The sequence below is a fragment of the Psychrobacter sp. JCM 18902 genome (assembly GCF_904846615.1).
GTDB lineage: Bacteria > Pseudomonadota > Gammaproteobacteria > Pseudomonadales > Moraxellaceae > Psychrobacter.
Genome location: NZ_CAJHBK010000001.1, coordinates 2,928,714 through 2,941,460, shown reverse-complemented (window position 1 = coordinate 2,941,460; position 12,747 = coordinate 2,928,714). Strand labels below are relative to the sequence as shown.

Sequence of the window (12,747 nt, the reverse complement as noted above, 5' to 3'; positions counted from 1 at the left end):
TTGCAAAATCTGAAAATTTAATTATAATAGGTCGCCTCAATAGGGGTATAGCCAAGTTGGTAAGGCATCAGGTTTTGATCCTGACATCCGTTGGTTCGAGTCCAGCTACCCCTGCCATTTTTTAGTACGAAGCGTTTGATATGCAATGATCATAGGTGGTTTATAAATAGCCGCTTATCTTATTGACATTGACAACGTCATCCCAGTTTCGGTATAGTTCGCAATGGACACCGCTAGGGAATAGTTATGTTTTAAATGGTTTATCCGTTTATAATATAGCGAACAGGTCGTGACGCTATTCTAACAATGACTTTTATTAAAAGTTGCTATTAGATATCGACGTACACAGCCTAGACATTACAGGGGTATAGCCAAGTTGGTAAGGCATCAGGTTTTGATCCTGACATCCGTTGGTTCGAGTCCAGCTACCCCTGCCATTTTTTACTGTAATAGTAGTCATCAAAACTTTTCACCACTCTTTTCTGAATTTGAGCAGTTTGACACTGCTTAGCGGTCGCTGCTTGAGTCAATCAATAGGACTTCTGTCATGCCTTATTTGGCGATTTTTACGGGTAATGCCCACCCTGAATTAGCAAAAACCGTAGCCGATCATCTCCATATACCTCTTGGTAAAGCTGATATCACGCGTTTTTCTGATGGCGAAATCGCCGTAGAAATCAAAGAACACGTGCGCGGTAAAGACGTGTTTATCATGCAGCCAACTTGTGCACCAACCAATGACAATTTGATGGAAATCATGATGATGGCCGATGCGCTGCGTCGCTCTAGTGCGGGTCGCATCACAGCAGTCATGCCCTACTTCGGTTATGCTCGTCAAGACCGTCGCCCTCGTTCAGCTCGTGTGCCTATCTCTGCTAAAGTCGTCGCTGACATGCTAAACATCGTGAGTATCGATCGCGTGATGACGGTTGATTTGCACTCAGATCAGATTCAAGGCTTCTTTGACATTCCTGTAGACAATATCTACGGCACGCCTGTATTGCTTAACGACCTACAAAAACAAGATTATGACAACATCATGGTTGTTTCACCTGATGTGGGCGGCGTGGTGCGTGCGCGCGCTATGGCTAAACAGTTGGGCGATACTGACATGGCGATTATCGATAAACGCCGTGCCCGTGCCAATGAGTCGCAAGTCATGCACATCATCGGCGATGTCCGTGATCGTGATTGCGTCATCGTTGATGACATGGTTGATACCGCAGGTACGCTATGTAAAGCAGCTGAAGCATTGAAAGCAAACGGTGCACGTCGCGTATTGGCTTATATTACGCACCCTGTCCTATCAGGCAACGCACTACAAAATATCAGCGAATCTGCGCTAGACGAAGTCGTTGTTACCGATACGATTCCATTGTCTGAAGCGGCAAAAGCCTGTAGCAAAATCCGCCAAGTGAGTATCGCACCGATGCTTGCTGAAAGCTTACGCCGTATCAATAACGAAGAATCTATCAGCGCCATGTTTGACGCTTAGATTTTTAATGAGCACTTGCTCTACTTTCTGTTGGCAATGCTCGTTATAAAACACTGCTTAAGTTTAAAAAAAAGCGTCAAGTATCTTTACTTGACGCTTTTTTTGCCTATTGGTGTTGCACAGTCATTTTGCGTAGGTCTTTATTATTACTACAAAATCACGTATAATGCGCGCCTGTGCCAACCATTTGTTCGATTTAATTAGGTTGGCATTCTCAAAAGTGCTGATCATGCCCAAAAGTAACGATTGTCATGATAATGACTATCCAAAAAATCGTTATGATGAGCAAATGGCTACATTTATCAATTGTGAATTTTATTAGTAATCATAAATGTTAGCTATCATCACGTATTAGTGGATTGGTCGCAAATCCACTTTTTTATGACCAGACACTTCATCATTCTTTTTATAGGATTATATCCATGAGCATTAATCATTTTGAACTAAACGCTGTTGATCGTTCTGCTGAGCAACAAGGTAAAGGTGCGAGCCGCCGCCTACGTAAGCAGAATCTAGTTCCTGCTATCATCTATGGTGGTAACGAAGAGCCAACGTCTATCTCTATCAAGATCAACGAGCTAGTAAAGTCACTTGAATTCGAAGCTTTCTTCTCACACATTTTGACAATCAATGTTGATGGCGTAGAGCATCAAGCGGTTATCAAAGACTTGCAACGCCATCCAGCTAAAGGCTTCCCAATGCATGCTGATTTCCAGCGCGTTGTAAAAGGTCAGAAAATCAACATGAACGTTCCTGTGCATTTTGCTGGTCGTGAAGAAGCGCCTGGTACTAAAGCTGGTGGTGTTCTATCAACACTAGTATCTGATATCGAAATCGTTTGCCTACCATCACAATTACCTGAATACCTAGAAATTGACGTATCAGGCATGGAAATCGGTGATCTATTCCGTCTATCAGACATCAAACTACCTGAAGGCGTTATCATCTTTGATCTTGACATGGAAGATGCTCACGACCGTACTATCGTTAACATGCAGCCACCAACGGTTGAAGAAGTTGACGCAGACGCTGAAGAAGTTGATGCTGCTGACGTACCTGCTACTGAGCAAGGTACTGAAGACAAAGACGGCGAATAATAAACCACGGTTACATAGAGCACGCAATCTAGCGTCTGCTATGTAATACAAGGTTTGTTTAGTCAAAAAACAGCAGGTGATAAATATCTCCTGCTGTTTTTGTAAGTAAGGTTTGAAAAATAACAGATATGCTATGGATAAATAGCATAATCGCAAACCTTATGACTCATTTATTCAATTTAAGCAGGGTGTTTTTATGGCCATAAAGCTTATTGTCGGTCTTGGTAATCCTGGTCAGCAGTATATGTTTACACGTCATAATGCAGGGTTTTGGTTTGTCCATCACTTGGCTCAGCAGTTCAACATTACCCTCTCTCATGATAAAAAGTTTCATGGAATCACAGGACGTGGGCAGATTCATGGGCATGACGTACGTCTATTGATGCCGCTCACCTTTATGAATAAGTCTGGTCAGTCAGTGGTGCCGATGGTGAAATTTTATGGCATTGAAAATGATGAGTTACTGATTGCTCATGATGAGCTCGATATTCCAGCTGGCAGTATCAAACTTAAGACGAATGGTGGTCATGGCGGTCATAATGGTCTGCGTGATATCACCCCTCATATCGGCAACGACTTCCATCGTTTGCGTATTGGTATTGGTCATCCTGGTCATAAGTCTAAAGTTAGTGGTCATGTGCTCTCAAAAGCTGCGCCCGATGAACAGATTGCCATTGATAGCGCTCTGACAGCAGCGTTTGAGGCGCTACCATTATTACTAAATGGCGATATTGAAAAAGCACGTTCACAAATTAATGGCTTCAAACTGCCAGAATAAAATCATGCTTCAACTATAATAGCCTTTTATTTTAGCAAGTTATCCCCCATTAACCTTTTGATTTGAATCATTAATCTCAGTTACGCTAAGGAAGCAACCTATGCTACTTAATATGCTTAAATGCAAATTACACCGTGCTCGCGTCACCCATGCCGAACTTCATTACGAAGGCTCATGCGGTATCGATGGTGATTTATTGGATCTTGCTGGTCTGCGCGAAAATGAGTCTATCGATATCTACAATGTGACCAATGGCAAGCGCTTTCGCACCTACGCTATCCGCGCTGAAGCAGGTTCTGGTATCATCTCGCTAAATGGTGCGGCGGCTCACATGGCAGATTTAGGCGATATCGTTATCATCTGTGCCTATGCTCATTTTGATGAAGTAGAAGCGGCAACCTACCAGCCAAAACTGGTGTATTGCAACGAAGACAACACCGTAAAAGACACAGCAAACATCATTCCGGTACAAGTGGCTTAAAGCACCGGAACATCGAAGATTTTTGGATAAAGCAAGGATAAATAATCGACTAAGCTGTTGAAGTTATTCTTATTATCCAACCAAAACCGCTATGCTAATATGAGAGCTGAATCTCCATTCTGATTCAGCTTTTTTTATGCCATTTTTATATGGCAAATTCACATTTTATACCACTCTCAAAAGATGAAGTCGTCAGAAAAATAAATGTCAGCGCTATGTTTTTAGGCTAAATGAATTTGACACGGCTAAGCGTATTTTTAGGTTTGGTATTAACACTAATAAGGAAACAGACTGATGTGGTTGGCAGTTATTGCAGTATTGATCGGACTAGCTATTCTTGTTTGGAGTGCAGACCTTTTTGTTGATGGCGCCACTGCCTTAGCAAAAAAATTCAACGTCCCTAGTTTCTTAATCGGTGTGTTGATTTTGGGTGTGGGTACATCCGCCCCTGAGATGGTCGTGTCAGTATTGGCGGCACTAGAAGGCAGCCCTGATTTGGCATTAGGCAACGCTTATGGCTCAAACATCATCAATATTGCGCTGGTATTGGGTGCAACCGTATTGATTAGCCCTATTATCATTCGTAAGGGCATTATCAAGCGTGATTTACCTCTATTGGTATTGATTACTATGGTCGCCGCATGGCAGCTGCGTGATGGGCAATTAGACCAAGCAGATGGTATTGTGTTGATAGCGCTGCTGGTCGTGACTTTAGGCATTCAGATTGTACTAAGCTTACGTGAAGGCAACCATGAGCACGAAGGAGAACCCATAGCAGAAAGCATCGATGCTGAACATATCGAGCAAACCCTAACACGGGGACTCATCAGCTTAGTTATCGGCATGCTTTTACTGGTCATTAGCTCACGGGCTATAGTTTGGGGTGCAGTAGAATTGGCAACGCTGTGGGGCGTGAGCGAACTGGTGATTGGATTGACGATTGTTGCTGTGGGGACCTCATTACCTGAGCTGGTATCGAGCCTATCAGCCGCCCGTAAAGGCGAACACGACATGGCATTGGGTAATATTATTGGCTCTAATATATTTAACACCTTAGGCGTCGTTGGTCTCGCAGCGCTTATAGCGCCAATCACAGTCAGTCCAATCATCTTATCACGCGATATAGTGGCGATGGGATTGGTCACCTTGTTACTTGTGGTATTGTGCGGGTTTGCCTTTATAAGTAAGCGTCCATTCGGACGTACCTCTGGCGCGACATTGATGCTGTTCTTTGTCGGCTATACTTTATGGCTGATACAAACCGTCAATCTGTAACGCTTAAAGTGTGTTAACAGACCTTAAAATGTATGAACAGACTATGGCGATGATAATGTGGTTTATTTTCCTTGCTTGCGGTTTCTAATCACCCGCCATAGTCCTTCATTCTCTGTTTTTGGCATTTTTAAGGTAATGGTATTCGATAGCATGTCTTGCACTGCGAGACCACGTGGGTTAAAGAGGCAAAAAGCATAGTTAAAGACAAAGCCCAAAAAAGCACTGGTCAACAGAACAGCACGCGAGCCATCGATAATACTACCAATGATACCAAATATAAGTGGCATGATACTGGCCGCTAAAATCCGCTTAAATGACTGTCCCCACGTTAGCAAATGACCATTACTATTGACCGTCTTTAACCGCCAAGTCTGCATACCTAATGTCTGCCCACCACGACGCCAAAATATCCCATAGAATCCGACTAACGTCAGTATAAAAGACGGCGTCATAACAACGTTTTGATACCACGTTGGCAGCGACTGCGCTTGAGAAGAGTCTGTACCGGTATTCATGGTCAGCAATGTACCAATCACGGTTAGCAGGGTACCGACCAAAAACAACAACGCTAAAATTAACATGCCATCATAGAGAATGGCTGCCATACGGGTGCCAGCTTTAGCAATCGTTAGCTCTTCAACGTCAGAGGCATGGTGTGCTGAGGCTTTAGTTTTAGCAGCAGATTTGGTAGGTCGTTTAGGTAAACTCTTTGACATGGTACAAGCTCATAGCAAGCAGTGAATAGTGACTCTATTGTACCGTAATTCACTGTCTTATCGTACATTATCCTAAGATGCCGTAAGTCATATAACAATGTCGTATGACTCATCAACTCATCAGACTATCACACAGAAATTGCAGACATAAAAAAATCGCCAAATTGTCATAAGACAGGCGATTATTTTAAGGTTTCTTTAACTGAGTTAAAGAAGTGATAATGCAAATGGTGCGCTTGGAGAGATTCGAACTCCCGACCCCTTAGTTCGTAGCCAAGTGCTCTATCCAACTGAGCTACAAGCGCGTACTTTGCACATCATTTACTGCGTTGTTAAGAAACAATTGCAGCAAATTAGGTTGGTTATTATATAGATAATTTCGCTTATGTCAACATCTTTTTTTATTAAAATCAAATTATTTTTTGCTTTAATAAAACAGAAGATTATTAACGCTTTTATATCGCGTTACTACTCTAATAAAAACCGAATAAATGGAGGTGAAGGAGGGATTCGAACCCTCGATACGCGCAAACGTATGGTTCCTTAGCAGGGAACTGGTTTCAGCCACTCACCCACTTCACCAAACGACGTAAGACTTTTTAAGTTCTAAAAAATAGTATTATTGCTGATAATACGTCTTATCCCGTGGGCGAGTATTATAGCAAAGCCAAAACGAATTGCAAGCACTGTCTACAAATTTAATGCAGTTTTTATCATATTTATTTGTTTGTATGGTTTCATAGCCTCTTGAGCAGCTCAAATATCAATAAAAACTAGTAAAAACGATGTTTAAGTTAGTCAGCACGCTCTGGGTTGTTGTTAATTAATTGATGGATTGTCTATATACCATCTCTCACCTACTATGGCTTTTTTAGCAGTGGGTGTCTATAGTATTTGTTACTCATTGTAGATTATGTCAAAGGAATTTTTATGCGACCAGTGGTACTGTGTTTTTCAGGATTAGACCCCTCAGGCGGCGCTGGATTACAAGCGGATATAGAAGCCATCGGTCAAGCAGGTGCGCATGCTGCCATTGCTTGTACAGCTATTACCATACAAAACTCGCAGCAAGTCTTTGGTTTTGAAGCTTGTGCAGCAAATTTGGTAAAGGATCAGGCCACCGCAGTGCTCGATGATTTGCCTGTTGCAGCTATTAAGTCAGGTATGTTGGGTACGACTGATAATATTGCTATGCTGACTCAATTGTTTGCCGAGCGCCTTATCACCGCTGATACGCCATTTATATTAGATCCCGTATTGGTTGCCAATAGTGGTGGCAGTTTGGGCGATGAAAAGACGCTCGTTAGCGCATTTAGGGAGCTGTTACCATACGCGACCCTCATCACACCGAATACTCATGAGCTACGCGCATTAAGCGGTGAGCAAGACTTACACATTGGCGCGCAAGAATTATGCGCCCAAGGCACCTATGCTGTATTGGTAAAGACCTCACACGACTTTGATAGCGGCGATATAGAGCAGTATTTGTACATAAAGGGTGAGATGGTACATAAAAGCACCTTGCCGCGCTTAAAGGGCGAATTTCATGGCTCTGGCTGTTCACTTGCCAGCTTTATCGCTGGGCGCTTAGCAATGGGTGATGCGCTTATCGATGCAGTAAGAGCAGCAGACAGCTGGATTACCCAGACGCTGCGAGCCGCTGATGCACCGCACCCTAACAATGAGCAAGCCCAATTAATACCCAATCGTTTTATAGACTTTCAGCATAACCTCTAAATAATCAATAAAAAAAGGGCGCTCTATATCTCGTAGAGCGCCCTTTTTTAGATAGCTATTGATAATTTTAGATAGCGGCTTTCAAGTGACCATTAATCCAGCTCAACCCAACATCGGCATAAAGCTCGCGGCAAAGCCACCAATAAACATCTCAAGCAAAATAAAAGCAATGAAGGCGACCATTGGTGATAAATCAATCATGCCCAAGTTTGGCGTGATTCGACGAAATGGTGCCAAGATTGGCTCCGCTAAATTAACAATGATACCAATAATCGGATGCTGAGATTGGGTAAATACCACAATCCAGCTGACAATGATGGAGCCAATGACGAGATAGCGACACATACGTAAAAAGTCTAATACCAAGCTGATAGTACCCGTAAAAAATAACGGTACAGGAGCGATACCTTTATGGGTCAGTGCTGCTTTTCCAGAGATATCGATCAAACGAATCAAAAACATCAGGACGATAGCCGCAATACTGATACGCCCTTGCCCGACGGTTGGAAAAATACGCCCAAACACATCGACAATGTGCGTTGCTTTATAGGCAGGCGCAATCATGGGGTTGCTGGCATCCATCCCTGCAAATTGCAGCATAAAGCGAATAAACACCAACATCATGGCGAAGGTGGTGACCAAATCAAAGATTTGAAATAACATGTTGTTCATGAAGTGCTACTCAATGTGACATTATTAACAGGTTTTGGGATGACGACTGTCATTACTAGGTGCTTGGTATTGGTGCTTAATATTGGTGCTTAGTATTACAGCTCAGGCGCGTCATTCGCTTTTAGCAAATAACGCGCCTGATATAGGGATGATTATTTACTCATCTCTTCACTCAAGGCTTGGCTACGGTCATAGCAAGCCTGCATAGCCTCAACGATTTGACCACCGATATCATTGGCTTGCATTGACTCAACGGCGGCTTGGGTGGTTCCATTTGGCGAGGTGACCTTGCGACGCAATTCAGCAGGTGCGTCTTCACTATTCATTGCCATTTTTGCCGCGCCTAACATGGTTTGCATAGCGAGCGCTGAAGCCTGCTCTTTATCCAAACCTAAAGCCACTGCCCCGTCAATCATGGATTCAATAAAGTAAAACATATATGCTGGTGCTGACCCTGATACGGCGGTTACCCCATGCATGTGTTCTTCATTATCGACCCACATGACCAAACCTGATGCTTCCATCACCGCCGTTGCTAATTGCTTTTGTTCAGCAGAAATATTATCCGTACCGTACAGACCCGTTGCGCCCATTTGAATCATTGCAGGGGTATTTGGCATCGCACGGACGATATTGTCATAGCCACCCAACATGTCAGATAAAAGCTCAGTCGACAAACCTGCTGCCACTGAAATCACCAGCTGCTTGTCTAAGACATCCGCAAAGCTACTGACTACCGCTTTCATCACTTGCGGCTTGACCGCCAGCACCACAATGTCAGCATCGATAACGGCAGCTTTTGCATCAGCAGTTGGATCGACCGTGTTCAATCCTTTAGCAGCCAATTGCTCGCGCGCTTCACTGCTAGGATCAGCAACGGTAATTAAACTCGGTTTGATACCGCAGCTGACAAGCCCGCTAATCAAGGCCTGCGCCATATTTCCGCCACCGATAAAGCTGATTTTCTTATTATCTAATACTGACATACATGTCTCCTATTCAAAAATCCAAAGGTATTCAAACTAACATAATGATAGGTAAAATGACACTCAGTTTACCATACTGCTACTGGCATCGTTTGATAAATTGACGGTATCTAACCCCGTTGTAAGCTCCGTTGAACCACTTAATTACCATGGACTATTGCACAACCAAACGGTTAGATTAACAAGGGCATTATATAAAATCAGTGACGGAGAGTACTATGTTTTTCATTCGTAAAGCTAACCCAGAGGATTATGCAGACATTGCTAACATTCACTTCAAAAGTTGGCATGCCGCCTATTTAGGTTTGCTACCAGTGTCCTATATCAATGATAAAAACAGCTTATGTAATAAAACAAAAATGTGGCAGGAGTTAATGGCGCATCCTGATGTTATTGTCTGGATAGCATATGATGCTCATCATCATAATTTGGGGTTTATTGGGTACTTCATTAATAATAAAAATTATGAAATTACCACGTTGTATGTTTTGCCCGACTATCAAGGATTGGGTATAGGCACTCAATTAATGACAGCATCATTACAAGCCCTCTTAGGATCTCATATCCATGCCCATTTTTATTTATGGGTATTAGAAAATAATGTGGCTGCTATTGATTTCTATCAAAAATTTGGCTTTGTAGCTAATGGCGAAAAGAGTGAAGAATGCTACAAAAGCACGCAAATAATAGATATCAAAATGGTTAGAAAACTTGATGTCCTGATGCCCTAGCCCTAGATAACCTGACCTCCTAAAAGGCTTAGGTTACAAATATTAAAAAGCGTTATTGATGCTTAGACTGTTTCTAATAACACTATTTCTAATAACATTGCTTCTAATAGCACTGTTTAAAACGCCAATATTTTCTGTCGTGTCTGTTAGCGATCTACTCGTCCCTAATACCCAGCTCTCAAAAGGTGAAACCAGCAATAATGGCCACTCCTTATCCTGCTGTACGGATACGGCACTGACCACCACCAAACTCTCGCGCAACCATACAGGTACACCAAGCGTTTGGTATAGTTTCTTGCCCGCTTGTGGACGTGATGCCAATGCAGTTTGCATACGCTGTTGACGACCTAATGGTGCAAAGGTAATCTCAAACTTCTCATCACCATCTTGGTCACTGTTTAATAGCTCTGCCAAGGCATTTGGCATCATTTGCGCTTGCCAAGTAAATTTACTATCCCTGCGTAAGGTAACTGATACAGGCTGAGCAGCCGCTGAATCAGCATCAGCCACCACAAGATTAGATAAGGGTTGAATCTGTTTGGTAAGCGGCAACTCAAGCCATGTCAACCAATCGCTGCTGAGACGATAAAGCTGCTGACGGTAGCGGCAAATCGTATAGGACTGCTTGCGAGCTTGCCAAAAAAGCGCCGTTTGGTGATCAGGATCTTCACGTTGGCTTAGCATAAATACATCATCTACCAGCTGCTTAGCAGGCGGTAACGGTTCATATTGACCGAGCCAATGATGCAATAGTTGGCGCTGACGATAAATGGGTAATGCTTGTAGCTTGCCTATATTTAGCACACGCTGGGCAGACGATAGCTGTAATGATGCTACCTCTATCTGCTGTAAATCTTCTACCGCTTGTGCATTGATTATCAATTGGGCATCACGCAATAGCTGTGCGCTACGGGCGATATTGTCAATGACATTGGAATTATAGGTCGCCAATACTGGCATGATGTCGAGGCGTAGCCCACTACGTACATTATCGCCAGCATCATTGGTTGGGTCATCAATATAAGGGAGCTTTAGGCGCTGAGCATAATTGCTGATATTGGCGCGTTTGACCGTCAGCCAAGGTCGCCATAATGCCATACGCTGTGTGCCTTGCGTTTGGATACGCCACGGCTGCATACCCGACAGACCATTCACCCCAGCGCCTTGTATCAGCCGCATCAGCACTGTCTCTGCTTGGTCATCGGCATGATGCGCTAAGAGCAATACATCATCTTGATTGAGTTGCGCTCGCATGACATCATAACGAGCTTGCCTTGCGGCTTGCTCATCATGACCATTCACTTGCGCACGTAAAATCCGACACGGTATCTGCTGCACTGCTGCCCAATGAGCGACATGCATCGCCCAAGTGTCACTATCTGCTTGCAAACCATGATTGACATGCAGCAATTGTGGCAAAAATGGTAACTTACCTTGGCGATAGAGCTGCACACACAGCGTAGCCAGTGATAATGAATCACGACCACCACTACACGCCAGCCAAAGCCGTCGACCGTGCAGCTGTTCACCGTATTCAACCATACTGCTCAATAATGCTTGTGCCAGATCGGCATCGACAGGCAAGTCTGCGATTGGCTTCATAGGATGCGAGAGGATTGCACTGCTGGTCATAATCAGCCTTATTTATTTAGCATGCATACATGAATTGACATATAAATGAATCTGCTCATACGTCAGCTACGACATCAGTTACAGCGTCAGTTAGCACCTATATTAACAGCCACAAAAAAACGCGCCATAAAATGACACGTTTTTATTTTAGCATTAAGACTCAGTCTCTAATATGAAAAGCTTTGTGTACATGCATAGAGGCTTAGTAACAGAGGTGTCATAGCGACCAATTAAGCAGGCAACATCACTTCTGAGTTAAAGGTTTTCAGCTTCTCATAACGCAGCTCACAACGCGCGTGTGCGTCTAAATCTTTAATCTCATTTAACTGCTCAGCAATCAGTGCTTTCAAGGCGATCATGACAGGCTGCGGCTTGATATGTGCGCCTTCACCTTCTTCAATGACGGCATCAATCAGCCCCATCTGATATAAATTAATCGCATTTAATTTCAAGGCTTCACTAGCATCTTGTGCTTTTTCAGCTGTTTTCCACAGGATAGAGGCACAGCCTTCCGGAGAGATAACCGAATAAATACTATTTTGTAGCATATTGACTTTGTCACCAACGCCAATAGCCAACGCCCCACCTGAGCCGCCTTCACCGATGATAGTCACGATAATAGGCACTTTTAGGCTAGAAAAAACAGCGATACTTTCGGCAATGGCTTGCGCTTGTCCGCGCTCTTCAGCGCCGATACCCGGATAAGCGCCTTGGGTATCGACAAAGGTCATCACAGGGATATTAAAACGCTCAGCCATTTTGACCAAACGAATCACTTTGCGGTAGCCTTCAGGATTGGCCATGCCAAAGTTATGAGCAATACGCTCACGGGTGCTGCGACCGCGATGTTGACCAATTACCATCACAGGCTGACCATCAAAACGCGCCAGACCACCAAGAATGGCTTTGTCATCAGCAAAAGCACGGTCACCGTGCAGCTCATCGAATTCGGTAAACAGCTGATTAACATAGTCCATAAATAATGGACGCTTGGCGTGCCGTGCAAGCTGCACACTATCCCAGACAGTGCTCATAGACGCTTCCCTTTAATAATTATACTTAATGTATTTATGTTTAAGAATAATATCGTTATCGATTTTTAGATAATGAAAGTACAGTTGTAAACTCAATAGAAGCTATAGTAGCA

The 12,747-nt window shown here is 43.5% G+C and carries 12 protein-coding genes and 4 tRNA genes; 9 read left to right on the top strand and 7 right to left on the bottom strand.

Annotation, left to right across the window (positions count from 1 at the left end; genetic code table 11):
- The first annotated feature begins 41 nt into the window (after positions 1-41).
- From JMY05_RS12200 to JMY05_RS12170, 7 genes are all read left to right on the top strand, one after another.
- Positions 42-117, top strand: a tRNA-Gln gene (locus tag JMY05_RS12200).
- 244 nt (positions 118-361) lie between these two features.
- Positions 362-437, top strand: a tRNA-Gln gene (locus tag JMY05_RS12195).
- Positions 438-547: 110 nt separating this feature from the next.
- Positions 548-1,495, top strand: a complete 948-nt coding sequence (locus tag JMY05_RS12190) for a ribose-phosphate pyrophosphokinase (protein ID WP_045452669.1) — start codon at positions 548-550, stop codon at positions 1,493-1,495.
- A gap of 422 nt (positions 1,496-1,917) precedes the next feature.
- The gene (locus JMY05_RS12185; protein ID WP_045443278.1) at positions 1,918-2,592 is read left to right on the top strand and encodes a 50S ribosomal protein L25/general stress protein Ctc; all 675 of its coding nucleotides are present in this window, start codon (positions 1,918-1,920) and stop codon (positions 2,590-2,592) included.
- A gap of 196 nt (positions 2,593-2,788) precedes the next feature.
- On the top strand, positions 2,789-3,370 hold the full coding sequence (gene pth / locus JMY05_RS12180) for an aminoacyl-tRNA hydrolase (protein ID WP_045443276.1): 582 nt from the start codon (positions 2,789-2,791) through the stop codon (positions 3,368-3,370).
- 100 nt (positions 3,371-3,470) lie between these two features.
- Positions 3,471-3,851, top strand: a complete 381-nt coding sequence (gene panD / locus JMY05_RS12175) for an aspartate 1-decarboxylase (RefSeq protein WP_045443274.1) — start codon at positions 3,471-3,473, stop codon at positions 3,849-3,851.
- A 294-nt stretch (positions 3,852-4,145) separates the two neighbouring features.
- Complete coding sequence (locus JMY05_RS12170) at positions 4,146-5,126, top strand: calcium/sodium antiporter (protein WP_045443271.1); 981 nt, start codon at positions 4,146-4,148, stop codon at positions 5,124-5,126.
- Positions 5,127-5,188: 62 nt separating this feature from the next.
- On the opposite strand, the gene JMY05_RS12165 is transcribed toward JMY05_RS12170, so the two are convergent.
- From JMY05_RS12165 to JMY05_RS12155, 3 genes are all read right to left on the bottom strand, one after another.
- A complete protein-coding gene (locus tag JMY05_RS12165; RefSeq protein WP_045443268.1) occupies positions 5,189-5,842 on the bottom strand; it encodes an RDD family protein in 654 nt (217 codons plus the stop codon).
- A 228-nt stretch (positions 5,843-6,070) separates the two neighbouring features.
- Positions 6,071-6,147, bottom strand: a tRNA-Arg gene (locus tag JMY05_RS12160).
- A gap of 187 nt (positions 6,148-6,334) precedes the next feature.
- Positions 6,335-6,424, bottom strand: a tRNA-Ser gene (locus tag JMY05_RS12155).
- Positions 6,425-6,772: 348 nt separating this feature from the next.
- Between JMY05_RS12155 and JMY05_RS12150 the strand changes: the two genes are divergently transcribed.
- On the top strand, positions 6,773-7,579 hold the full coding sequence (locus tag JMY05_RS12150) for a hydroxymethylpyrimidine/phosphomethylpyrimidine kinase (protein WP_201615223.1): 807 nt from the start codon (positions 6,773-6,775) through the stop codon (positions 7,577-7,579).
- A 102-nt stretch (positions 7,580-7,681) separates the two neighbouring features.
- Here the strand turns inward: JMY05_RS12150 and JMY05_RS12145 are convergent, their stop codons facing one another.
- Positions 7,682-8,251, bottom strand: coding sequence for a YggT family protein (locus tag JMY05_RS12145; RefSeq protein ID WP_060490268.1), 570 nt, complete (start codon positions 8,249-8,251; stop codon positions 7,682-7,684).
- A gap of 152 nt (positions 8,252-8,403) precedes the next feature.
- Positions 8,404-9,237, bottom strand: coding sequence for a pyrroline-5-carboxylate reductase (gene proC, locus JMY05_RS12140; protein WP_201615222.1), 834 nt, complete (start codon positions 9,235-9,237; stop codon positions 8,404-8,406).
- 218 nt (positions 9,238-9,455) lie between these two features.
- On the opposite strand from proC, the gene JMY05_RS12135 reads away from it, so the two are divergent.
- Positions 9,456-9,968 (top strand): GNAT family N-acetyltransferase, encoded by a 513-nt coding sequence (locus tag JMY05_RS12135; protein ID WP_045443262.1) that lies wholly within the window; start codon positions 9,456-9,458, stop codon positions 9,966-9,968.
- Between the two features lie 42 nt (positions 9,969-10,010).
- Here the strand turns inward: JMY05_RS12135 and tilS are convergent, their stop codons facing one another.
- Together tilS and JMY05_RS12125 are read right to left on the bottom strand one after the other, a co-directional pair.
- On the bottom strand, positions 10,011-11,600 hold the full coding sequence (gene tilS, locus JMY05_RS12130; protein WP_201615221.1) for a tRNA lysidine(34) synthetase TilS: 1,590 nt from the start codon (positions 11,598-11,600) through the stop codon (positions 10,011-10,013).
- A gap of 230 nt (positions 11,601-11,830) precedes the next feature.
- Positions 11,831-12,634 carry an acetyl-CoA carboxylase carboxyltransferase subunit alpha gene (locus JMY05_RS12125; protein ID WP_201539471.1) on the bottom strand — a complete coding sequence of 268 codons (804 nt, stop codon included), beginning with the start codon at positions 12,632-12,634 and terminating at the stop codon, positions 11,831-11,833.
- Positions 12,635-12,747: the final 113 nt, after the last annotated feature.